Source organism: Haloarcula terrestris (genome assembly GCF_031624315.1).
Taxonomy (GTDB): Archaea; Halobacteriota; Halobacteria; order Halobacteriales; family Haloarculaceae; genus Haloarcula; species Haloarcula terrestris.
The window spans coordinates 46,174-67,563 of sequence record NZ_JAMQOM010000007.1 but is presented as its reverse complement, the minus strand read 5'-3'; the positions used below and the strand labels follow the sequence as shown (position 1 = coordinate 67,563).

Annotated in this window: 24 protein-coding genes; 12 read left to right on the top strand and 12 right to left on the bottom strand. The window is 62.0% G+C overall.

Annotated features, from left to right (window positions below; translation table 11 throughout):
• Positions 1-4 precede the first annotated feature (4 nt).
• The 6 genes from NDI54_RS15645 to NDI54_RS15620 all read right to left on the bottom strand — a co-directional run bounded on the left by NDI54_RS15645 (position 5) and on the right by NDI54_RS15620 (position 5,839).
• Positions 5-577 carry an ArsR family transcriptional regulator gene (locus NDI54_RS15645; RefSeq protein ID WP_310897372.1) on the bottom strand — a complete coding sequence of 191 codons (573 nt, stop codon included), beginning with the start codon at positions 575-577 and terminating at the stop codon, positions 5-7.
• 120 nt (positions 578-697) lie between these two features.
• A complete protein-coding gene (locus tag NDI54_RS15640) occupies positions 698-2,032 on the bottom strand; it encodes a metallophosphoesterase (protein WP_310897371.1) in 1,335 nt (444 codons plus the stop codon).
• 122 nt (positions 2,033-2,154) lie between these two features.
• Complete coding sequence (locus NDI54_RS15635) at positions 2,155-3,159, bottom strand: alcohol dehydrogenase (RefSeq protein WP_310897370.1); 1,005 nt, start codon at positions 3,157-3,159, stop codon at positions 2,155-2,157.
• 117 nt (positions 3,160-3,276) lie between these two features.
• The gene (locus tag NDI54_RS15630; RefSeq protein WP_310897369.1) at positions 3,277-4,140 is read right to left on the bottom strand and encodes an SMP-30/gluconolactonase/LRE family protein; all 864 of its coding nucleotides are present in this window, start codon (positions 4,138-4,140) and stop codon (positions 3,277-3,279) included.
• 75 nt (positions 4,141-4,215) lie between these two features.
• Positions 4,216-5,040, bottom strand: a complete 825-nt coding sequence (locus NDI54_RS15625) for a M48 family metallopeptidase (protein ID WP_310897368.1) — start codon at positions 5,038-5,040, stop codon at positions 4,216-4,218.
• A 124-nt stretch (positions 5,041-5,164) separates the two neighbouring features.
• Positions 5,165-5,839 carry a class I SAM-dependent methyltransferase gene (locus NDI54_RS15620; protein WP_310897367.1) on the bottom strand — a complete coding sequence of 225 codons (675 nt, stop codon included), beginning with the start codon at positions 5,837-5,839 and terminating at the stop codon, positions 5,165-5,167.
• A 98-nt stretch (positions 5,840-5,937) separates the two neighbouring features.
• Between NDI54_RS15620 and NDI54_RS15615 the strand changes: the two genes are divergently transcribed.
• From NDI54_RS15615 to NDI54_RS15585, 7 genes are all read left to right on the top strand, one after another.
• Positions 5,938-6,534 (top strand): hypothetical protein, encoded by a 597-nt coding sequence (locus NDI54_RS15615; protein ID WP_310897366.1) that lies wholly within the window; start codon positions 5,938-5,940, stop codon positions 6,532-6,534.
• A gap of 146 nt (positions 6,535-6,680) precedes the next feature.
• The gene (locus NDI54_RS15610; RefSeq protein WP_310897458.1) at positions 6,681-7,472 is read left to right on the top strand and encodes an aldo/keto reductase; all 792 of its coding nucleotides are present in this window, start codon (positions 6,681-6,683) and stop codon (positions 7,470-7,472) included.
• Between the two features lie 147 nt (positions 7,473-7,619).
• Complete coding sequence (locus tag NDI54_RS15605; protein ID WP_310897365.1) at positions 7,620-9,722, top strand: PAS domain S-box protein; 2,103 nt, start codon at positions 7,620-7,622, stop codon at positions 9,720-9,722.
• A 57-nt stretch (positions 9,723-9,779) separates the two neighbouring features.
• Positions 9,780-10,541 carry a response regulator receiver protein gene (locus NDI54_RS15600; protein ID WP_310897364.1) on the top strand — a complete coding sequence of 254 codons (762 nt, stop codon included), beginning with the start codon at positions 9,780-9,782 and terminating at the stop codon, positions 10,539-10,541.
• A 142-nt stretch (positions 10,542-10,683) separates the two neighbouring features.
• A complete protein-coding gene (locus NDI54_RS15595) occupies positions 10,684-11,682 on the top strand; it encodes a DMT family transporter (RefSeq protein ID WP_310897363.1) in 999 nt (332 codons plus the stop codon).
• A gap of 94 nt (positions 11,683-11,776) precedes the next feature.
• On the top strand, positions 11,777-12,700 hold the full coding sequence (locus NDI54_RS15590; protein WP_310897362.1) for an LLM class oxidoreductase: 924 nt from the start codon (positions 11,777-11,779) through the stop codon (positions 12,698-12,700).
• A gap of 58 nt (positions 12,701-12,758) precedes the next feature.
• Positions 12,759-13,064, top strand: a complete 306-nt coding sequence (locus NDI54_RS15585; protein ID WP_310897361.1) for a hypothetical protein — start codon at positions 12,759-12,761, stop codon at positions 13,062-13,064.
• Between the two features lie 20 nt (positions 13,065-13,084).
• Here NDI54_RS15585 and NDI54_RS15580 read toward each other — a convergent pair whose 3' ends face one another.
• Positions 13,085-13,456, bottom strand: coding sequence for a cupin domain-containing protein (locus NDI54_RS15580; RefSeq protein ID WP_310897360.1), 372 nt, complete (start codon positions 13,454-13,456; stop codon positions 13,085-13,087).
• 313 nt (positions 13,457-13,769) lie between these two features.
• On the opposite strand from NDI54_RS15580, the gene NDI54_RS15575 reads away from it, so the two are divergent.
• On the top strand, positions 13,770-15,476 hold the full coding sequence (locus NDI54_RS15575; RefSeq protein WP_310897359.1) for a cbb3-type cytochrome c oxidase subunit I: 1,707 nt from the start codon (positions 13,770-13,772) through the stop codon (positions 15,474-15,476).
• 119 nt (positions 15,477-15,595) lie between these two features.
• Here NDI54_RS15575 and NDI54_RS15570 read toward each other — a convergent pair whose 3' ends face one another.
• The 3 genes from NDI54_RS15570 to NDI54_RS15560 form a co-directional block, all read right to left on the bottom strand.
• A complete protein-coding gene (locus NDI54_RS15570; RefSeq protein ID WP_310897358.1) occupies positions 15,596-15,934 on the bottom strand; it encodes a hypothetical protein in 339 nt (112 codons plus the stop codon).
• Complete coding sequence (locus NDI54_RS15565; RefSeq protein WP_310897357.1) at positions 15,931-16,254, bottom strand: MarR family transcriptional regulator; 324 nt, start codon at positions 16,252-16,254, stop codon at positions 15,931-15,933. Before NDI54_RS15565 ends, NDI54_RS15570 begins: the two co-directional genes overlap by 4 nt.
• Before the next feature lie 139 nt (positions 16,255-16,393).
• The gene (locus NDI54_RS15560) at positions 16,394-16,996 is read right to left on the bottom strand and encodes a class I SAM-dependent methyltransferase (protein ID WP_310897356.1); all 603 of its coding nucleotides are present in this window, start codon (positions 16,994-16,996) and stop codon (positions 16,394-16,396) included.
• A 178-nt stretch (positions 16,997-17,174) separates the two neighbouring features.
• Here NDI54_RS15560 and NDI54_RS15555 point away from each other — a divergent pair, with 178 nt between their 5' ends.
• From NDI54_RS15555 to NDI54_RS15545, 3 genes are all read left to right on the top strand, one after another.
• A complete protein-coding gene (locus NDI54_RS15555; protein WP_310897355.1) occupies positions 17,175-17,558 on the top strand; it encodes a gamma-glutamylcyclotransferase family protein in 384 nt (127 codons plus the stop codon).
• A 138-nt stretch (positions 17,559-17,696) separates the two neighbouring features.
• Positions 17,697-18,542, top strand: coding sequence for a DUF726 domain-containing protein (locus tag NDI54_RS15550; RefSeq protein WP_310897354.1), 846 nt, complete (start codon positions 17,697-17,699; stop codon positions 18,540-18,542).
• Positions 18,543-18,639: 97 nt separating this feature from the next.
• The gene (locus tag NDI54_RS15545) at positions 18,640-18,885 is read left to right on the top strand and encodes a hypothetical protein (protein WP_310897353.1); all 246 of its coding nucleotides are present in this window, start codon (positions 18,640-18,642) and stop codon (positions 18,883-18,885) included.
• An 87-nt stretch (positions 18,886-18,972) separates the two neighbouring features.
• Here NDI54_RS15545 and NDI54_RS15540 read toward each other — a convergent pair whose 3' ends face one another.
• Entirely contained in the window at positions 18,973-19,611 is a 639-nt protein-coding gene (locus NDI54_RS15540) for a DUF3267 domain-containing protein (RefSeq protein ID WP_310897352.1), read from the bottom strand.
• 353 nt (positions 19,612-19,964) lie between these two features.
• Between NDI54_RS15540 and NDI54_RS15535 the strand changes: the two genes are divergently transcribed.
• A complete protein-coding gene (locus NDI54_RS15535) occupies positions 19,965-20,636 on the top strand; it encodes an AIM24 family protein (protein WP_310897351.1) in 672 nt (223 codons plus the stop codon).
• On the opposite strand, the gene NDI54_RS15530 is transcribed toward NDI54_RS15535, so the two are convergent.
• The gene (locus NDI54_RS15530; RefSeq protein WP_310897350.1) at positions 20,633-21,313 is read right to left on the bottom strand and encodes a class I SAM-dependent methyltransferase; all 681 of its coding nucleotides are present in this window, start codon (positions 21,311-21,313) and stop codon (positions 20,633-20,635) included. The genes NDI54_RS15535 and NDI54_RS15530 overlap by 4 nt on opposite strands.
• Positions 21,314-21,390 lie beyond the last annotated feature (77 nt).

The following is a 21,390-nucleotide window of genomic DNA, read 5'->3' as shown; positions in this document are numbered from 1 at the left end:
GGATTCACCCACCGACGTAGTGCCAGACGTGTTCGTGGTCGGCAGCCAGGTCGACCTGCGGGAGGTCCTCGAGCGCGGAGCCGATAGCGTCCCACCACTCGTCGGCGGTCTTGTAGCCCGCCGGATGCTCCTGAAACACTTCAGTGATGAGCTCCCCGGCATCGGTGTCAGGGTTTTCACGAAGGTAGTTGTAGGCGGCCTTCAGCGCCGCACGCCGGTCGTCGAGCACCGCCCCCGTCCCCGGCAGGTCCGCGTCGGCGATACTGTGTTCGACAGGGGGGTCTCGCTGCTGCTTCGCTCGCGTATCAGAGCCGATAAGCTTGGCGAACGGAATCCACCAGACTCGACTCCGTGCCCCGACTTTCCGCGTTTTGAGGTCCCCCCGATCCACCAGGATTTCGAGCTTGTTGTGCGCCGTTTTCCGGGAACAGCCGAGTGCGTCCATCACATCGGTTGCCGTCAACGGCTTCGCCTGATCTGTGCGGTTTCGAAACACCGAGAGCACTCGCTCCGGTGTGAACTCTGCCGTGGACGGTGGCGAACTGTCAGCCCGACCATCGTCCGCGGTGTTGCTCATACGTACCCCATTACAGTCGTATGTAATAGATTTTTCTGGAATTTCCTACGTCGGGGAACGGCGATCAGCGCTCGAAGCGCGACATCACGTGGGGACAATTCCCCCGCTTGCCCGGACTCTTCATTCGGCCGGCTCGGGGGGAGTTACCGGCTGTTCGGGTTCGACGACTGTCCGGTCGGGCAACTCCGTATCGGGCGTTCGCCCGAGCGTCAGGAGGCGCTCGGTAAGCGTGAGTTCTTCCGGGCTGGGGCTGGGTTTTTGTGCCTCCTCGTAGTCGACGACGACCTGTCCGTCCTCGGCGGTGATCCGCACCGCACAGAGCTGGTAGGACGGATAGAACACCGGTGGGAGGAGCCCGATGATCCCGTCCCGGCGGTGGAGACGTTTGAGCCAGGTCCCGCTGTTGACGATCAACCCGCCGTTCACCCGCCTGACGTTCGGCCGGTGCGTGTGGCCATAACAGAAGACGACCGCATCCTCGTTCTCCTCGAATACCTCCCGAGCCGCGTCTCTGTACGGCGTATCGGTGTCGACCGTGAGGTCCGTCTCGAAGACGCCAAAGCGGTTGATCGTCTTCTTGATGTCACGCCGCAGGAGATACAGCGGAATACCGACGAGCAACAGGAGCCCGGCCAGAGACGCGTTCACGACGAGCAGGAACCAGATCGCGGCCCCAACCGTGCCGAACTGACCCAGAAACGACGATGTCGTTTCGACCGGTGCGGACCAAACGCCGAGCAGGTTCAGCGCCGCCAGAATCGCCAGGATGGCGCTGATATTAAACAGCAACAGGAACGGGACCAGCGCGTACCGCAGCAGCGGGTTCATCTCCCGATAGAAGTACTTCGAGAGCATCCACACCGGCACCCGCTCGGTCGGCGTGACTGCCTGCACGTCTTTGAGCCAGTTGTACCGGCCACGGTCCGAGAGCTGCCCCGCCCGACTCGTCACGAGCGTGTTGTAGTAGTAGCCAAGCGGCGTCACGTTGGTGTCGCCCCAGTCCTCGATTCGGTTGTTGGGGTCCTGCTGATTGCCGTGTTCGAAGTGGATCGCATTCTCGCCGACCGGTCGGGTGATCGACTTCGACTGGACGAGGTCCACGTTGTAGGCCGCGAACCGCTCGACGTACTCGTCGTAGGCCGCGAGTTCGTGGTCGTGGTTGCCCGGCACCAGCGTAATCGGGATGTTCTCGCCGGTCCGCTCCAACTGCTCGAACAGTGAGGGGTAGGTCTCTTCCAGCACGTCGAACTTCTCCAGTCCGGACACGCCGGTGAACTCCCAGAGGCCGAACGCGTCCCCGTTGATGACGAGTTCGGCGTCCTCGTCGGTGGTTTCCAATCGCGCTAAAAAATCAAGCAGTTCGTCGAGGAACTCCACCTCCTCCAGCTGCTCGTCACCGCCGATATGGAGGTCGCTTATGACGTAGTAGACGCGGTCGTCGGCGGTGCCGTCCATTGAATACGGGTTCTCCATCCACGGACAAAGGCGTTGCTCTCCGGAGATTCACGGCAGAAATTCGCTGCGTCGGTCGGGAGTCTGGCGGACCGTTCCCCTCCGGCCGGTATCGTACTGCTCGACTACAGTTCAAGTACGGCCCGGAATCGGGCTTCGTTGTCGATCATCCGTCCGTAGGCCGTCTCGACCTCTTCGAGCGGATAGGTCTCAATTTCCGGCGTGATGTCGCGGAGCGAACTGAACTCCAGGGTGTCCTGTGAGTCGCGTGCGTGTCCGGAGGCCCAGCCCTCGACAGCGCCCCGGGTCTGGACGAGGTCCATGGCAGAGACTTCGACCGGTTCGCCGGGGACGCCGACGACCACGACGGAGCCGTCGACACCGATCCCGCTGACGATGGAACTGATGGCGTCACTCGACGGTGCTGTCGCCAGCACCACGTCGGCCCCACCGAGTTCCTGCAAGCGCTGGCCGGCATCGACTTCCGTCGCGTTGATGAAGTGGTCCGCCCCCAGTTCTTTCGCCAGCGACTCTTTTTCGGGTGTGCGAGAAAGGGCGGCTGTCTCGAAGCCGGCCGCGTGAGCGTACTGGATGCCGAGGTGGCCGAGTCCGCCGACGCCCTGAACGGCGACCAGGTCACCCGCGCTGGCATCGCTGTTCCGGAGCGCGTTGAACGTCGTCACACCCGCACAGAGCAGCGGTGCCGCGGCCGCCGCGTCCAGCGACTCCGGAATCCTTGCGAGCGCTTCCGACGGCGCGGTCATGTACTCGGCGTACCCGCCGTCGTAGGTGAGTCCGGTGACTTCGCCGTTTTCACACTGCAGGAAGTTCCCCTGCCGACACTGGTCACACGTCGAACAGTGGCCGCCGTGCCAGCCGACGCCGACCCTGTCACCGACCTCCCAGGCGTCGACGCCGTCGCCGACGGCGTCCACGTGTCCCGCTACCTCGTGGCCTGGAACTCGTGGATACGAGATGGCCGGGTTGGTCCCCTCTTTCGTGAACACGTCGCTGTGGCAGATACCGCAGGCGTCGACCGAGACGCGGACCTCGCCGTGGTCCGGTTCGGGCACGTCGCGTTCGACGACTTCGAAGTCGGCACCTGGCTCAGGTACGACTGCTGCTTGCATTGTGTTCGACATAAGTACACATTCGGCTCGACGCTGATAAGCGGCCAGTTAGCAGCCATCTGTACGAACCGGAAACCCCACTGAGTCGAGGCGATTCGCCCCGCAATCGACCGCGAATTACGCAATATCAGACCGGAACTCCGGGACGCCGCTGACACCCACGTCGGAAATCCGGAAGAGCGCCCCGGCTCCGTCGCCTTCCGTCGCTCTGTCGCCGTCGGTGAGCGCTGTCGTCAGATACAGATCGGTGTACTCCGGGCCGCCGAAGGTGACCGACGAGACCTTCCGCGCCGGCAGATCGAGTTCGGTTACGGCTTCTCCGGTCGGCGCGTACCGAACGACCTTGCCGCCGTTCCAGCGGGCCGACCAGATATGGTCGTCCGCGTCGACGGTCATGCCGTCGGGGACACCGTCTTCACCGGCGAGATCGAGGAAGGTACGCTTGTTCGACACCCCGCCGGTCGCGCGGTCGTAGTCGAACGCGTATATTCGGTGGGCCTCGGACTCGGTGAAATAGAACGTCGCCAGATCGCTGGAAAAGCCCATGCCGTTCGGGATATCCACATCTTCGATGACGAGGGAGACGGAGCCGTCGGTGTCGAGCCTGTACAGGTCACCGAGGTGGTCTTCGCCCGGCATGGTGCCACAGAACACCCGTCCCTCTGGGTCGGCGAAGACATCGTTGAACCGCGTGTCGGCGTCGATCTCCGCGACGAGGCTTGCCTCGTCGTCTCCGGGCACGAATCGTTCGACCCGCCGCTGGGTGAACAGCAGGAGCGCCCCGTCAGACTCGATGGTGTACCCGCCGATTGGAGCACCGTCCGTCTCGTAGGCGACCGTGTACTCGTCGGCCACGGGGTCGTATTCGAATAGCCGGCCGGCGGGGATGTCGACCCAGTAAAGGCGTTCCTCGTCGGGATGCCAGAGCGGTCCTTCACCTGTGTGGGCGTGCGTGTCGGCGACGCGTTCCGGGTGGGCCATGGGCGATGTTCTGCACTCAGTTCCTTGAGCCTACTGCTCCGAACTGTAGCGAAACGTCCCGGGCGTCGGTGCTATTCAGGACCGGAGCCGCTGGATTCGCTTCTCTGTCGGCGGATGGGTGGAAAACAGTTTCTCGAACAGACCCTTGTCCGCGTTGAAGATACAGAGGGCGTTCATGCTGTCCTCGACGTTCGATTCTCGCCCCTCGGCACCGCGAGAGATCTTTTCGAGTGCGCGGGCCAGCGGTTCTCCCGTCCCGATGGCGCGGCGAGCGTCGGCGTCGGCGACGTATTCTCGATACCGTGAGATCGCCAGCACGAACACCATGACTAGCGCGTTGGCAACTGAGGAGGCGACCATCGCCATGATCCACGAGCCAATGTTTCGCTCGCCGCCGAACAGCACCGCGAAGTAGGCGACGTAGCCCACGAGCATCCCGATGGACTGGCCGACGACCATCGTGATGACATCCCGGTTCTTGATGTGCGCCAGCTCGTGCGCGATGACGCCTTCCAGTTCGTCGTCGTCGAGTAGTTGCATCAGTTCGCTCGACACGACGACGACACCAGCACCCTTCCGCCCGACGGCGAACGCGTTGGGAACGCCCATGTCCATCACCATCAGTCGCGGCTCCTCGATCCCCATATCTCTGCAGAGCCGCCGGACCATCTGGTGGACGTAGCCGAACCGATTGTCATCCGGCATGTCCTCTGCGCCCCGCAGCGCTAGCCATTTCCCGAGTTTGTACTGGATCGCCGGGACGACGAGAATCCCGACGAGGAGTACCGGGACGATCGGCAGACCTAACAGCACCGACAGTGCCGTGCCGGCGAACACGTAGAACGCGAACAGAATCGCACCGACGACGAGCATCCGCACCTGTAAACCGAAGTCTGTCATACCGGGGAAAAGTCCGCCTGGCCGTATAAACCGTCTGGCCGACGATTCGGCTCGTGTCACTGGATTTATCGGGGCCTGTGGTGGGTCCGCCGGGGGAATTCACCGCAATCCGACAGCGGACGCCCTACTGTTTGCGGAGCGCGTAGCTTCGCCGGCCGTGCGTTTCGAGCGTGAGATACGCCAGTTGCCAGTCGGTCTCCGCACAGAACTGGTGGATGGCGGGAATGACGCCGTTTATCATCTTGTAGTCGTCGCCCGCGATATAGCCGTCATCTGCCACCGCTCGGCCACTCTCTCTAAGCTCGGCCAGCGTGGCCCCGTACTCGTGGGAGCTGTTGATGTACACCCAGTCGAGCGAGTCAGTATCGGCATCGCGGAGGACGGAAATCGGTTCAGCGTCCCGCAAGTGGACAGTGTCCCGGTGGTCTCTGAACCGCCGCTCGACAGCACGGCGCTCCTCGTCGCTGTCCCACTGATCGACGAGAAAGAGCGTTTCGGGTGCCGTAGTCTGGCTTATTGACTCGGCGAAGGACCCGTCTCCGGTACCGAACTCGGCGACGGTCCCGCCGGTCGGCATGTGTTCGAGGAGATCCGTCCGATGCGGGAGCGCCCTCGTGTCTTCAATAACCGCCGCCGGGAGCGACTCCGGGACGGCCGCCTCCTGGTCGAGTACGGTTGATGCGTCGCCCCCCTCTCCGCTTGCAGGCGGGAACACGGTCTGGTAGAGCCCAGCGATCAAGGGATAGAACCGGTCCGGACAGGACTCCGTGATCGCGCGTTTCGCCTGCGAGAGTGACATTATGATGTCACGATATCAGTACACGGAACAAAAGCATGCCGACTACGATTCCCGCGGGAGCCGAAAGCCTATGCACCTGGCTTGGAAAGGGCTCTCGCATGTCCCTCCAGAGTTTTGTCGGGCGGTTCCGGCCGTATTCTGTGCCGATCTGTCTGTTCGTCGTGGTGGCGGCTGCCGTCTTCCTCGTGCCGCCACTGGTTCTGGGGGAGGCCAGCGGACGCACGTACGCCCTGACTGCGGCTGTCCTCATCGTCGCGATCTCGTCGGTCCTCCCGTACGCCGTCGCTGTCGGCGTGCTGACCGTTCCGTTTCTCTACACCGGGATCGGTAGCTACGCGGCACCGGGAGTCATCCCGGCCCCTGCGGAGTCCCTCTCGGCGGTTGCGGCCCTGCGACACGTTGTCGCCGGGGTTTCGTACGTCGTCGCGGCCGCTGCAGTCGGTGCTGTCGGCATCGGTATCGATTTCGCAGCCTCGAGCGGCTCCACACCGCTTCCGAGGGTCGGTTTTCCCCCGTTTCTGGCCCTCGGGGGTGCGGTCGTCGCCGGTGTCTTCGTCGCGGTCCAGCTCTGGCGGTACGACGGCGAAATCGCTGATCTGGGCCGGAAAACGGTCCTCGGAACAGTCGTCCTCGGGGCACTCCTCGCCGTGTCGCCCCTCGTTGCACTCTGGGTGTTCGGGTCGTTCGGGTTCTAAGCGGCCCTGTACTATGCCAACGAACTATCGCTCTCCGACAGGCGGTCCTTCCCACCGGCTTCCAAACGGCTTAAAGGCGCAAGCACTGGGATTGGATAATGACACAGCAACAGTCCACGACAGCGGGTGGCCCGCGAGCGAACGGCATGCCGATGCTCGGTCTCGGGACCTGGCAGAACGACGACGCGGACCAGTGCGCCGAAAGCGTCCGGACGGCGCTTGAGGCCGGCTACCGACACATCGACACCGCACAGGCCTACGACAACGAAAGTGCCGTCGGTGACGGCATCGCCGCGGCCGACGTGGCCCGCGACGATATCTTCCTGGCGACGAAGGTGTGGATTTCGAACCTCTCGCACGACGATGTGATCGAGACGACCGAGGAAAGCCTCGACAAACTCGGCGTCGAGTCGCTCGACCTGCTGTACGTCCACTGGGCGGCGGGCGAGTACGACCCCGAGGAGACGCTTCCGGCGTTCGACGAACTCGTCGACCGCGGGCTGATCGACAACGTCGGCGTCTCGAACTTCGAACCGCACCACGTCGAAACGGCGATGGACGTGCTCGACGCACCGGTGTTCGCAAACCAGGTCGAGACGCATCCGTTCCTCCAGCAGTCGGAACTCCGCGAGCACGCGGCGGAACAGGACTACGAACTGGTCGCGTACTCACCACTGGCACGCGGTGAAGTGTTCGGTCACGATGTCATCGAAGCCATCGCCGACGACCACGACGCCAGCGAAGCACAGGTCAGCCTCGCGTGGCTCCGCGAAAAGGGCGTGACGGCCATCCCGAAGGCCACGAGCGAAGCCCACATCACGGACAACCTTGGGAGCCTCGATCTGTCGCTGACGGATGCCGAAATCGACCGTATCGACGGGATCGAGACGGTTGACCGCCGGATCAACCCGGACTGGTCGCCAGCAGCCTGGGACTGAGACGGCCGTTCGATTACCCACCGGAATCTGGCTTGGCGTTATGGTCTTTTCAATAATATAGTGCTGGATATTATATCCAATAGTCCTATTCAATACTGATAACTCGGAGTATAGGTTTTTACTCACACAGGCTTTCTCGGCGAGATAGTGCCAGTGAGAGATTCGGAGTTAGCGGTTGTCCACATCGGCTCTGCGACGGACCTCGTTCGCCAGGCAGTCACGGCAGCACCGGAGATCGGTGGTCCGGACTGCTTGGTCTCTGTCGATACAGAACGGATGGAAATCCCCTCTCTGGACCGCGCTGATATACGCGTCATCGTCTTCGAAGTCGATCCCGCGTCTGAACTCGACCGGCTCACCGACCTTCAGGCGGCGTATCCTGGGATCCCGTGTCTCGCAATCGTTCCGGACGCTGCTGCGGTGGAAACTGTGATTGCCACTGGTGTGACCGACGTGTTCGTCCGGCGGGACAGTATCAACGAGGCGACACTTCTGGCCCGGCGTCTTGCGGCAGTGTCGGCCACGCGGACACGAGACTCGATCGTTGATGAGTCAGCTGAGCGGCTCATCGACACTATCGATGACTTGTTTTACGTGATCGACATGGATGGGAATCTCGTCCGCTGGAACGACACCTTCCGTGACATCGCCGGGTACGACGACAGCGAACTTGGGGAGATGCATGCGCTTGATTTCTTCACTGGGTTTGACGAAGCGCGTATCACGGAGGCCATCGAGAAGATTTCTGAAACCGGCTCCGGATCTGTCGAAGCAGCGTTCGTCTCAAAGGACGGTACGTCGACACCGATTGAGTACACCGGAACCCTGATCCGCGACGAGGAGGGGGACCCACAGGGTATTGTCGGAATCGGACGGGACGTGACTGCGCGTCGAGAACGCGAAGATCAACTGTTGCGGCTCCGCCAGTCTGTCGAAACGATCACCGACAACGCCCCCTTGGCATTGTTCGAGATTGCCTCCGATGGGACTGTTTCGGGTGTCCGCGGCGACGCACTCGCCCGCTGTCTGGACCAGCCGACCGTTCAGGGGATGTCTATCGACGAATGTTTTCCAGACCAGTCCGAGTTGCGGTCCGCTACCGAAGCCGCCCTCAACGGTGAGCCAAACCACAGGCTCGTCGACATCGGCGCGTCGACGCTGGAGCTTTGGCTCCAGCCGCTGTTGGAAGAAACAGGCACCGTCAACCGGGTTATCGGCCTGGTCTTGGACGTAACTGCGCGGGAAGAGCGCGCAAAGATGCTCGACCAGATCCAGGCCAACGCGGGCGAGGTGATCTGGATGTCCACTCCCGGCAAGGGATCGATGGACTTCATCACCGACTCTTACGCGGATGTCTGGGGCCGACCACCGGAAACGCTCCGTGAAGACCCCATGTCGTTCGTCGAAGCTATCCACCACGATGACCGCGACAGAGTTGAGGCGGCACTCGCCGAACAGCACACCGACCCGGACGCCTACGAGGAAACGTACCGCGTCGTCCACCCGGACGGGACGGTCCGATGGGTCCACGACCAGGCTGCCGGCGTTTACGAGGACGGCGAACTCACGCGCATCGTTGGAATTGCGACCGACATTACCGTTCGAAAGCGACGCGAGCAGGAACTCGAACTGAAGAACCGCGCCATCGAGACTGCCCCGGTCGGCATCGCGATCCATTCCACGGACGAACCTACACGTCCAATCACGTACGTCAACGAGGAGTTCGAGTCGATAACTGGCTACGACCGAGACGCGCTCGAACAGTCCTCCGTCGCGACGCTTGCCGGTGAGGACACCGACGCCGGGCGTATCGAGGCGATTGAGGCCGCGCTCGAAACGGGCGCACATTCCTCGGAGGTCGCTATTCTCTACCGCGCAAATGGCGTCCCTTTCTGGGCACGCGTCGACATCGCCCCGGTTGTTGGCACCGACGGCGACGTGACGCATGTCGTCAGCTTCCTGCAGAACGTAACCGAGTCGAAGGAGCACGAACAGGAAATCGAACGTCATCTGGCGGAGTTCAGCGAGGTGCTGGCCGAGGATCTCGGCATTCCGCTTGAGGAAGCACAGACACATCTGGACACCGCTCTCGAAAGTGGATCGCACGAGGACATACAGCGGGCGGCACAGTCGGTCGAGCGTGTGCTGTCGCTGGTCGATGATCTCACCACCGTCCACTCGTTCTCCGTCAAATCCCGGCGTGTCTCGGAAGCGATACGTGACAAACCAACCACCGAGCAAAATGAGTAATTCAGCGGGCTGTCCGCCCCGATCCGCTGTCCGGCCGGTGAGCGAGGCATAACTCCGATGGGCCTACCCGCATCAACAATCGTCATATGCGAGGAAAACAAAACCCGGTCCGACCTCTATACGCTCTGGTTAGATTCATACGAGGTCCAACAGGCACTGACGGAAAAACAGGCCGTTGAGGCGTTCGGCGGGGACACAGCTGTTCTCATTATCGGTCACTCGTTCGGCGACGGTGCAACCGATACGGTAATCGAACAGTGCGAGTCTCAGGCACCACGATGCCGTGTTCTCGGGATTCGAGAGCAATCGGAGGCGCTACCGGTGTCGATGTACGACACCGAGATGTCGCGGCCAGTCTTCGAAGGGGATCTCATCGAGTGTGTCAAGGGGTTAGCCTGTCGTGCCAATTATCAGCTCTTACTCGAACACTACTATCGGACCACGGTCGCGATGTCATCGTTCGAGTGGCAAGCGGACGATGAGCCAGTGGACGATGATCGGTACAACCGGCTTCGGCAGCGTGCTACGCGTCTGCAAAACGGACTGAGTCAACTCCGGACACGTATGGCTGACGAGGATGTCCGGGCTGTCGTTCGTGACATCACAGTCGACGAAATCACAGGGGTCGATAGCAAAGAGTCGTTCGAGAACAAGTACCGGCCCGACGGCTGTTCACGCTGTGGCCAGGACTGGAGTGAACCGACAGACGGCGACGCGTCCGCCACGCAACTGGGCGCATACGTCTGGCGATGCGTCAATTGTGGACACGTACAGATGCATACGGATCCCAGTCATCGACACATCGGATCATATCGGTGAGATGTATCGTCGTGTCACTGTTTTAGCGCTACTGAGTCCCGGCCTGTGACACCACCTCTCCCACAGCCCTCTTCACATTTCGACCCCTTGAACGGGTAATGAGATATCTCCGCTTTCGAGGATGGTCACATTGACCTGGCCGATGCTACGGTCCACGGTTCGTGATCGTCCCTCAATCCCGGCCCGCTACCGCGACAGCGCGCTGTTCGTACTGCTCGCAATCCTGTTCGGTGGCTCGTTCGTCGCGATCAAGACCGGGCTCCGTGAGCTCCCGCCAGTGCTGTTTGCCGGCCTCCGGTTCGATCTGGCCGCGGTGACGCTGCTTGGCTACATCGCCTTCACCCGGCCCCGGTCGACGTGGCTGCCGCGGACGCCCGGGGACTTCGTGGGCATCGGAATGGCGGCGCTGTTTCTCATCGCTCTCAACAACGGGCTGTTGTTCCTGGGCCAGGGCGCGACGACGCCCGCAGCGGCGTCCGTGATGTACGGTCTGAACCCGATACTCGCACCGGTGTTCGCCTGGTGGCTGCTCGGCGAGCGACTTTCCTGGCTCGGTGCGCTGGGTATCGGTGTCGCTCTGAGTGGCGTTATCCTCATCGTCCAGCCGTCGCCATCGACGTTTACTGACGCGAGCGCTATCGGACAGCTCCTCGTTCTCGGCGCAGCAGCCGCTGTGGCACTGGGCAGTGTGCTCCTCCAGCGTGTCAGTCCCGGGATGGACAGCACCCCGCTCACCGCCTGGGCGATGGCCGTCGGCGCGGTGTTGCTCCACACTGCGAGCCTCCTGATCGGGGAGCCACCGACAGCCGTGATCGGTATCGGCCCCGAAACGATTGCAAGCATCTTGGCCGTCGGGATTCCCTCCACTGCGGTCGCGTACGCCATCTACTTCGGTCTCATCAAGCGCATCGGCCCGGTCCGGGCGAATCTGGTGGCCTACGTCGTGCCGATCTTCGCCGCGCTCATGGGCTGGGTCCTGCTCGGCTCGGCGGTGTCGCTGTGGACGTTCGTCGGCTTCCTCGTCGTCGTCGCGGGCTTCGTGCTCATCGAGCGGGAAACGCTCCGCGCGGAACTGCGCCGCCTCTACCGCCGTCTCGATGGGACAGCGTTGTCGTCTCAGACGCCGCCCTGTGACGACTGAGCTCCGTTGAACGCTGCCCGCTGACTTCGCCGCTGGCCTTTCGAAATGGTCCCCTACCCGAGTGCAAATACGCGTCCAGCGAAAAGGGAAACCAATGACTGATGGGGACCACGCAAACGCCGGCTACCGGCGGCTGTTTGAGGGGGACGGGATCTCGTTCGGACTCGGCTTTCCGCTCACGGGAGAAAAGGAATCGACGCCCGATGTCGACGCGGAACTGCGCCTCGCAAGTCACGCCGAGTCGGTCGGCTTCGACGCGCTGTGGGCGCGAGACGTGCCGACGTACTGGCCGCGGTTCGGGGATGCCGGTGGGGCCTTCGACCCGTGGTCGCTCCTCTCTCATGTCGCCGCCCGTACCGAGTCGGTCGCGCTCGGGACCGCGAGCGTCGTTCTCCCGCTGCGCCATCCCATCCACGTGGCGAAGTCGGCCGCGTCCGTCGACCGGCTTTCTGACGGTCGTCTCGTGCTGGGCATCGCCTCCGGTGACCGCGATCCTGAGTATCCGGCTTTCGGCGTCGACCCGGACAATCGGGGCCAGCTCGTCCGCGAAAGCGTCGACGCGCTTCGCACGCTCTGGCGCGAGGACTACCCGACTATCGAGGGATCGTGGGGCCGTCTGGACGGCGAACTCGACGTGCTCCCCAAACCGACGACCGAAACACTGCCGCTCTTTCCCACTGGGAACGCCAGACAGTCCACGGAGTGGATCGCCGAGAACGGCGACGGCTGGATCTTCTATCACCTCCCCGAGTCGACGCTGCAATCGTACCTCGACACGTGGCGGAGTCACACGTCCGGAAAACCGTTCACGATTGCCGTTCAGGTCGAATTCGCCGACGACCCGACGGCGGACCCCGAACCGCTCCATCTCGGCTATCGCGCCGGCGTCGAGTGGTTCCGAGAGTATTTCGGCCGGCTGGAAGAGTACGGCTTGGATCACGTCATCGTCGGCCTCCGGGCCGCCGAGCCACAGGCGGCGATGACGACGTTCGCCAACGAAATCATCGACGAACTGTGACGGCGAGGGAAGATGTTCGCGGGCACGGATTTCGGTGAGAGGGACGTATCCAGCAGTAATGACCGACCGGAAGGCGGATCTCCGAACGTTGGCTGCGGAGCTTACGGAGTCTGACCCGATTACCGACGCGTTTCTCGCCAAGAGCTTCACTGATCAGTTGCTCATCGTCGATGTCCGCGACGGCGAACCGCTTCCCGCCGAAGTCCCAGACCGCCTCGCTGATCGGGACCTACGTCCGGCCGACAGTGTGTACGGCGAAGACGCCGCCAATCAGTCCGCTATCGGTGACGTAGGCACTGCAACGCGCCATCACTTCGTCGACGTGCAAACCCGCGGGTCACATCGGTCCTACGTCGTCGAGTGAGACCGCACACAAGCCGACCGTCACGGGTCGAACTCGTCCCGCTTGAGCCCTTTTCGGACCGGTTCGTGTTCGGCGTCGGTCGGCGGCGGCGCGGTCACCAAGAGTGCCTCCAGCCGACTGTCCGCGTTCGCTTTGACACCGCGATCAGTGTCGGCCTCGACGACTACCAAGTCGCCCGGCTCCACCGCCCGCTCGGTGTCCCCGTCGCGGACGACGCCGGTCCCGGACTGGACGTGTATCGCCACGTCGCTGGCGGGTGCGTGTACCGGGATGAACTGTCCGGGTTCGAAGTACCCACAGACGACTTTCATCCGGTCGCTACGGAACACTTCGACAGCGGAAAAATTGTCGTCGTCGTACTCCCGAGCGGCGTCGAAGTCGGTCGCAGTCATTGCGCTCCCCCCTCGCCACCCCAGGCACAGACGTTCGTGGCTGTGGCCTCGAGGCCGGCCGAAACAGTCCGAACCGATCCCCGGCGGTCGGGCGAACGTGCTTCCCGTCGGTTTCGCTGCTGTCGGATCATACGTAGCTCCTCCCACGCAGGACGGAAAGTATCGGTCCCGAACCGCTTCGCCAACAGTCGTCACCTTTCGCATACGGGTCTATATAAACCAGCTCCGAACATCTTCCCGATAAGAACCAGGGATAGTGCGTATAAAGGCCCTCCAAATGGTGTCTGTCGGTGCATTGACGACGACAGTACTGATGGCGGTACTGCTCGTCGGCATCACGGGGGCAATCGCACGTATCGAAGACTGGCGGTCGTACACGACAGCGATGGGTGGCGGCCACGCGACCCACGAACGGACGCACGCGGAGAAACCGAGCGGGATTCTCCGGTGGCTGACGACGGTCGACCACAAGGACATCGGGATTCTCTACGGCGTGTTCGCCGTCGTCGCGTTCGCCTGGGGTGGTATCGCCGTGGTCCTGATGCGGTTCGAACTGCTGTTTCCCGCCGAAGACTTTCTCAGCGCCAACGCCTACAACGGGCTCCTGACGACCCACGGCATCACGATGCTGTTCCTGTTCGGAACGCCCATCCTGGCGGCGTTCTCGAACTACCTGATTCCGTTGCTCATCGGGGCCGACGACATGGCGTTTCCCCGGATCAACGCCATCGCGTTCTGGCTGTTGCCGCCAGCGGCCCTGCTCATCTGGGGCGGCGTCCTCGGCGGGCCGTTCCTCGAAAACATCGAACCGGCCCGGACCGCCTGGACGATGTACACACCGCTGTCGATCGAACAGCAGAACCCTGGCGTGGATCTCATGCTGCTTGGCCTCCACCTCTCGGGCATCGCGGCGACGATGGGGGCGATCAATTTTATCGCGACGATCTTCACCGAACGGGGCGAGGACGTGACCTGGGCGACCCTCGACATCTTCTCTTGGACCGTACTGGTCCAGTCCGCACAGATCCTGTTTGCCTTCCCGCTGCTGGGCAGTGCCATCGTCATGCTCTTGCTTGACCGCAACCTCGGAACGACGTTTTTCACGCTCGACGGCGGCGGCCCGCTGCTGTGGCAGCACCTGTTCTGGTTCTTCGGCCACCCCGAGGTGTACATCCTCGTCCTGCCTCCGATGGGGCTTATCAGCTACATCCTGCCGAAGTTCTGCGGTCGGAAGCTGTTCGGCTTCAAGTTCGTGGTATACTCGACGCTGGCGCTCGGCGTCCTCTCCTTTGGCGTCTGGGCGCACCACATGTTCGCAACGGGGATGGACCCCCGACTGCGGGCCTCGTTCATGGCGATATCTATCGCTATCGCAATCCCCAGCGCAGTGAAGACGTTCAACTGGATGGCGACGATGTGGAACGGCGCGTTGCGCACGACCGCGCCGTTCCTCTTCTGTGTCGGATTCGTCGGGAACTTCATCATCGGCGGCGTGACCGGCGTTTTCGAGGCCGCTATCCCCGTCGACCTCATCCTGCATGACACCTACCACGTCGTCGCCCACTTCCACTACGTCATCATGGGCGGAATCGCCTTCGCGGTCTTTGCGGGCATTTACTACTGGTTCCCGCTGTACTCCGGTCGGTGGTACCAGCGGTCGCTGGCGAAATGGCACTTCTGGCTAACACTGATCGGGACCAACGTTACGTTCTTCCCGATGGTGCTGCTCGGCTACGCCGGGATGCCCCGGCGCTACGCCACATACGACCTGACTGCCGGTCCGATTGACCTGTTTACCCTCCTGCACCAGCTAGCGACAGTCGGCGTCGTACTGCTGGTCATCGGCCAGCTCATCTTCGTCTGGAACCTCGTAATCTCGTGGCTGGAGGGACCGCTGGTCACGGATGGCGACCCCTGGGACCTGGCGGCAACGGAGCAGTTCTCGCGGGAGTTCGCGTGGTTCGAGCGCGAGCGGCTGCCGGCGCTGGCCGACGGCGGCGAAGACCCGTCCGAGGACTGATCTCCGAGTCGATTCAGGTTTCCATTGACGGTTCCACGGTCTCATCTAAGGTGGTATAGAACCGTTTTCGCACCCAATTTGAAACGGTCAGTACAGGAAATAAACTGCCCGAGCGAGTCTCAATCTAGTCCTCCGATGAGCGTTGCTGCCTCTCGGGCGATATTATCAACGGTGTCTACTCTCAGTTGCCCTTCAATTTCAGCAACGTCGGCATGTTTAATCGTGACCAGAACCCACGGATTGACGTAACTTTCACGAGTGAGTCCGCCACTTGTGAAGTCTGTTTCGGCAAGCGGGATTGCAGCGGAACGACGTGTCGTCGTGATGACCGCATAGACAGCTTCTTCATCACGAAATGGTGGATCCTCTGTGCTCAGACAGACGTATGGGCGATATTCGTGGGGTCCCAAAAGGTCCGGTCCTTTCACGACGGTGCCCCGGGCATATTGCTCGGTCATGTGTCTGTGTCTGCGTAATAGTCGTCGGTTGTTGATGCCGAGCTTGCAGCCTGCTGTGCTGCGAACGCGGCGAGCCGGTCGTCGTCTGCAATAGCCCAGTAGCGGCCACGATGGCGGACGAGCCCTCGATTTTCCAACCGTGACAGCACGACACCGACGCTCCCGCGAGGAATGTCGGTCGCCTCGTAGATTTCAGTCTGTGTGAACGCCTGATCGTCATTGGCTGTTAAAAAAGTGAGAATCCTGTGGGGCTGTGTCCCCTCCGTAATGTCGAGGGTATCTTCGGACTCATCTTCGAACCGGTCAATGTTGATTGGCATGTGTAGTAATATGTTATAGAATGTAATAAACTGTCTGGTCGGTCAATCCACAGACTGACTGTGTGGCTTGTTCAGTCTACACTGCCTGAAATCAATAGCCTGTGACGAATTATATGACACCTCGTCTCAAACTGCTACCCTACTCCGAAATGTCCGGATACGACTGCCGACCGCCCTGTGACTTTCTGGCGACCAACTGGGCGGTGGCTGCGGTCGTCCCGTCCGTCGTCGTGGTTCGTTCGTCGTAGTGTAACACCGTTAGCCCGAGTCCGGCCCTGAGAAGTTCGTTCGAGGCGAACCGGTAGCGGTCCCCGGAGGGGCCGCCGTCCACGCCGTCAGTTGTCCGGAGGTGGTGCTGGATAAACAGACAGCCGCCGTCGGTCAGCGCCTCGATGATGTCGGGCAGGCGGTCCACGGCGCGATAGAAGCTAATTGTAATAACGTCGTACGTCGACGCCGGGTACGCGAACGTTTCGAGGTCCGCCTGTATCCACTCGATGTCGTCTTCGACGCCCGCTTCCCGTGCGTTTTCGCGAGCGATGCGAAGCCCCTCACGCGACTGGTCGACCGCGTCGACGCGATACCCAGCCGCCGCGACGGGCAGGGCGTTCCGGCCGGTCCCGGTTGCGATATCGAGCGCCCGCCCCGGTGGAAAGGTCGGCAGGTATCGCTCCAACACCGGATGTGGGTCCGGGTGCTGCGGGTACGTACCCGTTCGGTAGCGCTCGTCCCAGGTCGTCATGGTTCGGATGACTGGCGGCCGGGGCAAGAACCCTGTGCTGCCGGCGATGCGCTATCCGCGCCCTGCTTCCGAGACTACCGCACACTCATCGAGGCGGTGCTTCAGCTTGACACCCTTGTCGGCTACGGCACGGTGTCGGGTAGAGAGGTTTGAAAAGCGTTGGGCTGCAACACCGGGTATGGACGTGTTCGTGTACGGGACGCTGACCGAACACACTACGGCTAACGCGGTACTCGACGAGTACGAGTACCGGCGGCCGGCGGAACTCGTGGGGCTGCATCGCATCGACGGACGGTATCCCACGCTCGCTCCCGGCGGTACCACCGCGGGTCGGATACTGGCAACGCCGGACGTGGCGGAACTTGACGAATACGAGGGCGTCGACCGTGGCCTGTACTGCCGGCAGCCGATTCCACGAGCTGACGGCAGTGACACAGTCGCCTGCTATGTCGGAGATCCGAAGGCGGTGAGCGCACCCGTCGACTGGCCCGGCGATGGCTCGTTCCAGCGACGAGTCGAGCGCTACTGCTCGCAGAACGATGTCGTCGTTCGGACGGCATAGCGGGCCGGGAGGCGGGTCCCCCGAGACTCCGGAAACCGGTTCTTGCAGCAACGAATTCGGAGTTGTGTCCCGTTTTCGTCCGCGTGGATCTCAACTGACTTATCGGTGCACCCGTGACCTACCCACGAACGACTTGCAATGGCTAGGCAATACGGTGTGACCAGGCGGCGGCTACTGATCGGCCTCGGAAGCGGTCTCGGTCTGCTCGGGGGTGGTGGGCTTTACCTGTACTGGTCGCTGCAGGGGGACTCCGGCGGGTACACAGCCCCGGCGTCACAGCCTGTCGTTACCACGCGGGGACGCCTCGACACAGCCGAGGGACCTGCCTTCGAGACCGAGGGCACGTGGTCCTTCGACGATGCATCGGACGTGTTCCTGTTCGTCCACGGATTCAGTACCGACGCAGAGACGGCACGCGACAACGCCTATACGGCCCAGGTAGCGCTCGAAGGGACACGGCCCGTGCCGGTTATTGGGTACAGCTGGGATTCAAACGTCGGGTGGGAACAAGCGAAAGATAACGCCGAGGCCAACAGTACCCACCTCGCTCAGTGGCTGACCGAATGGGCCGAAACCGACGGTCGGTCCGTCCATCTGCTCGCACACTCGCTTGGCGCGCGGGTGACTGGCGAGACGCTCCGGGTGCTTGCCGATAGAGGGGCGACGGACGTTCTCGCCTCGGTGTCACTACTCGGTGGGGCCATCCCCTACGATAGCGTAACTGCGGGCGGCCGATACGGCGACGCCATCGGGACTGTAGACGCCCCGGTGTCGAATTTCTACAGTCACAACGACAAGGTCCTCTCGTGGGTGTACCGCGCGTCGGACCGGACCCACGCCGTAGGTCACGCTGGGACCCGTGATGCAGCGCCACTGCCCGACGGCTACCGGGACGTGGATGTCACGGCTCTGGTCGCCGATCACTACTCGTACTTCGAACCGGATGAGGGCTGTCTGCCCCGGGTTGTTGCCGAACTCGGCTGACTTCCCGCTCTGCTGGTAGTACTAAATACGATGGAATCGGTAGTCCTGCTATGAGACCTCCGAGTGAATCGCTGGCTGCCACACGCTGGAGCGTGAGATGAGCCTTTTTACTGCCGTTGTCGTCTTCGTGGTGGGGCTGCTCTCGGGTATCGTCGTTCGGTGGGTTGCCGGACTCGCTGCCGTTCTGGCACTCGTCCTGGTGCTTTTGGGTGCAACCACGCCGGATATCGGCCTGGTCAACTTCGTCATCGAACAGTATTATCAGGGCAACGAACTGCTGTTTCTCGCCGGACTGCTGTTCGGATTAGATGCCGAACGGACCCGAGATGTCGTTGCGGGGTGACTCGTCGGTCGATGTCGGCGCTGCTTTCCGGATGATTGATCCGCTTGATTCCTTCGTTACAGCGCCGTCGTTCCGGGTTCGCCGTAACTACACGTCGGGATAGAACAGATACGAATGCCGGATGTCGCTGTCGTACATGAGCGATCCGGCGGGTGTTCTGAGTAACGTTGCGACCAGATAGAGGTCACCGGCTGCCCCGGCGGTGTTGAACAGCAGGGCGACGAAGGCCGCGAACGCGAGCAGCGGAACCGGAACGAACAACAGCGGAAGAAGCAACAGATCAAGCACGACGAGCGGTGCGATGCCGACGATTATGTTGTGCTTCCGCTCCTGGAACTGGTGAAACGTCGCTGCGTAGAACGCGCCCAGTTGCGGTGCCACGCCGTAGGAGACGCGATACCCGAACCATCGATAGACAAGTCCGTGTACTAGCTCGTGGAGCACGGTCACGGCGACGATAGCACCGACGCATGCGACCGCGACCAGCCCGGACGCGAGTGTAAACGTGATGCTCGTCGTGGTTTCCTCGACGGAAAACAGGGCATCCAGCGCAGTCCCCTGCGCGTACCAGAGGAGCCACCCGAACACCACAGCGGCGACCGGTACCAGGACGACCACCAGACCGAGTAGTACCGCCAGCGAGTATCGAAACGGCTGTGGTGACTGATAGCCCGCTGGCGTCGCCGGATGCAACGTATCGGCTGGGTCATGGTCACTCGTTGGCATATCTCCGCTTCAGATGCACCACACAAAAAGCAGGAGGCCACGCCGGTCCTCCCACAGCCTGTGACAGTCGACGCATGGCCTGCCACCGTCGCTAGATTCGACGGCAGTTGGTGCGCTACGTTCGCTCTCGTACAGCTATATAGCACTCATATAAAACGCCTATACCGGAATCACCAACGTGTCAGTAACGGCCCCCTATAGATGGTCTCACACACAGAATAGCGTCGCCATCCGAAGTGGTTTGTTCTGCCCTGTCGGACTCCTCACCTCGGATTGCGAAATATTCGCACAAAATCTGTTTTCATCTTTCAGGGGCACTATGTGTCCGGCCTCCAGAACATTCTGCTGTACCCATGGACTTAGACGAATTCGTTCGCTCTAATGCCCCAGCAGACAGCGGTGATGGTTTCCAGAAGGAGAACAACCGACTCCTGGACATCTCGCTCGACGGCACGGTGATGGTCAAGGCCGGATCGATGGTCGCCTACACCGGTGAGGTCACGTTCACCGGCAAGTCCTCAGCGGAGGGCGGCATCACCGGCTTCGTCAAGGAGGCCGTAAGCGGTGAGGGGACGCCGGTCATGGAGGCCGAAGGGAGCGGCCATCTCTACGTGGCCGAGAACGGCAAGAAAGTACAGGTGCTCACCCTCGATGATGGGGAGTCGATATCGGTCAACGGGACCGACGTGCTCGCATTCGAATCCAGCGTCGACTACGAGATCAACACGGTCGGTAGCCTCTCGGGTATGGCGGCCGGCGGCCTGACGAACGTCTATCTCACCGGCCCCGGCGAGATCGCGCTGACAACGCACGGCGATCCGCTGGTGATGACGCCGCCGGTTTTCACCGACCCGGACGCGACCGTCGCCTGGAGTTCGAACCTCTCACCAGATATCGAGATGAACAAGACCTTCGAGATCGGCCAGACCTCCGGGGAGTCGATCCAGATGGAGTTCACCGGCGACGACGGGTTCGTCGTCATCCAACCCAACGAAGAGGGGTCCGTGACCCAGAGCAACGGCTAATCGCCGAATGATCCCGTCGTTGGGATGGCTCGCTTCCGGAGCGTTCCCCGGACAAACGGACGGACTGGCGTGAGCCCGAGATTGAAGCGCTCGATTTCGACGACATCGAACGACCGATTGGTGACGAGCCGCGAGCCCGTTTGTCGGGTCAGGTGACACCCGCCGGCGAGTCGTTTCCAGAGCGGTGCCAGCACTGACTGCACACGAGCGCGCCAGCCGTCGTCGATAACGTGCTCGAAGAAGCGGAGTTCACCGCCGGGCTTGAGTACCCGCGCGACCTCAGCCATCGCCGACTCGACATCCGGAATCGTACAGAACACCATCGAGGCGATGACGACATCGAACGTGGCGTCGTCGTACGGGAGGGCTTCGGCTGGTGCCCCGTCGATACGAATGGGAACAGACTGGGCCTTCGCTTTCTCTACCGCTTGTTTCCGCATGTGCGGATCGGGCTCTATGGCGTGAAATTCAGTCGACGGAGCCCCTGCGCGTTTGAAATACGGAACCATCGCCCCGGTCCCAGCGCCGAGATCCAGAACCGTGCCGTCCAGATCTGCGACCAAGTATTCTCGATGTGGTCGGAGGAGCGTCCGCTCAAGCAGCGCTGTTGCGGGGTCGTAGATGGCTGCAAAGAGCGGCGACGACGGCTCCGGATCGACGGTTGGTTCCGAGGGCATAGCTGTAAAAACGGCCTGCGAACTGAAAGCCTTGGACCCCTCGAAGTGTCCGGCTGTATCTGTGCAGTTCGAGACTT

What these genes read in the sequence shown, in the direction of transcription:
- NDI54_RS15645 (WP_310897372.1), bottom strand. Translation starts at nt 577, where the DNA reads ATGAGCAACACCGCGGACGATGGTCGGGCTGACAGTTCGCCACCGTCC.
- NDI54_RS15625 (WP_310897368.1), bottom strand. Translation starts at nt 5,040, where the DNA reads ATGACAGACTTCGGTTTACAGGTGCGGATGCTCGTCGTCGGTGCGATT.
- NDI54_RS15640 (WP_310897371.1), bottom strand. Translation starts at nt 2,032, where the DNA reads ATGGACGGCACCGCCGACGACCGCGTCTACTACGTCATAAGCGACCTC.
- NDI54_RS15595 (WP_310897363.1), top strand. Translation starts at nt 10,684, where the DNA reads ATGCTACGGTCCACGGTTCGTGATCGTCCCTCAATCCCGGCCCGCTAC.
- NDI54_RS15635 (WP_310897370.1), bottom strand. Translation starts at nt 3,159, where the DNA reads ATGCAAGCAGCAGTCGTACCTGAGCCAGGTGCCGACTTCGAAGTCGTC.
- NDI54_RS15560 (WP_310897356.1), bottom strand. Translation starts at nt 16,996, where the DNA reads ATGACGACCTGGGACGAGCGCTACCGAACGGGTACGTACCCGCAGCAC.
- NDI54_RS15610 (WP_310897458.1), top strand. Translation starts at nt 6,681, where the DNA reads ATGCCGATGCTCGGTCTCGGGACCTGGCAGAACGACGACGCGGACCAG.
- NDI54_RS15540 (WP_310897352.1), bottom strand. Translation starts at nt 19,611, where the DNA reads ATGCCAACGAGTGACCATGACCCAGCCGATACGTTGCATCCGGCGACG.
- NDI54_RS15545 (WP_310897353.1), top strand. Translation starts at nt 18,640, where the DNA reads ATGAGCCTTTTTACTGCCGTTGTCGTCTTCGTGGTGGGGCTGCTCTCG.
- NDI54_RS15575 (WP_310897359.1), top strand. Translation starts at nt 13,770, where the DNA reads ATGGCGGTACTGCTCGTCGGCATCACGGGGGCAATCGCACGTATCGAA.
- NDI54_RS15550 (WP_310897354.1), top strand. Translation starts at nt 17,697, where the DNA reads ATGGCTAGGCAATACGGTGTGACCAGGCGGCGGCTACTGATCGGCCTC.
- NDI54_RS15570 (WP_310897358.1), bottom strand. Translation starts at nt 15,934, where the DNA reads ATGACCGAGCAATATGCCCGGGGCACCGTCGTGAAAGGACCGGACCTT.
- NDI54_RS15590 (WP_310897362.1), top strand. Translation starts at nt 11,777, where the DNA reads ATGACTGATGGGGACCACGCAAACGCCGGCTACCGGCGGCTGTTTGAG.
- NDI54_RS15530 (WP_310897350.1), bottom strand. Translation starts at nt 21,313, where the DNA reads ATGCCCTCGGAACCAACCGTCGATCCGGAGCCGTCGTCGCCGCTCTTT.
- NDI54_RS15620 (WP_310897367.1), bottom strand. Translation starts at nt 5,839, where the DNA reads ATGTCACTCTCGCAGGCGAAACGCGCGATCACGGAGTCCTGTCCGGAC.
- NDI54_RS15630 (WP_310897369.1), bottom strand. Translation starts at nt 4,140, where the DNA reads ATGGCCCACCCGGAACGCGTCGCCGACACGCACGCCCACACAGGTGAA.
- NDI54_RS15565 (WP_310897357.1), bottom strand. Translation starts at nt 16,254, where the DNA reads ATGCCAATCAACATTGACCGGTTCGAAGATGAGTCCGAAGATACCCTC.
- NDI54_RS15615 (WP_310897366.1), top strand. Translation starts at nt 5,938, where the DNA reads ATGTCCCTCCAGAGTTTTGTCGGGCGGTTCCGGCCGTATTCTGTGCCG.
- NDI54_RS15600 (WP_310897364.1), top strand. Translation starts at nt 9,780, where the DNA reads ATGGGCCTACCCGCATCAACAATCGTCATATGCGAGGAAAACAAAACC.
- NDI54_RS15535 (WP_310897351.1), top strand. Translation starts at nt 19,965, where the DNA reads ATGGACTTAGACGAATTCGTTCGCTCTAATGCCCCAGCAGACAGCGGT.
- NDI54_RS15580 (WP_310897360.1), bottom strand. Translation starts at nt 13,456, where the DNA reads ATGACTGCGACCGACTTCGACGCCGCTCGGGAGTACGACGACGACAAT.
- NDI54_RS15585 (WP_310897361.1), top strand. Translation starts at nt 12,759, where the DNA reads ATGACCGACCGGAAGGCGGATCTCCGAACGTTGGCTGCGGAGCTTACG.
- NDI54_RS15555 (WP_310897355.1), top strand. Translation starts at nt 17,175, where the DNA reads ATGGACGTGTTCGTGTACGGGACGCTGACCGAACACACTACGGCTAAC.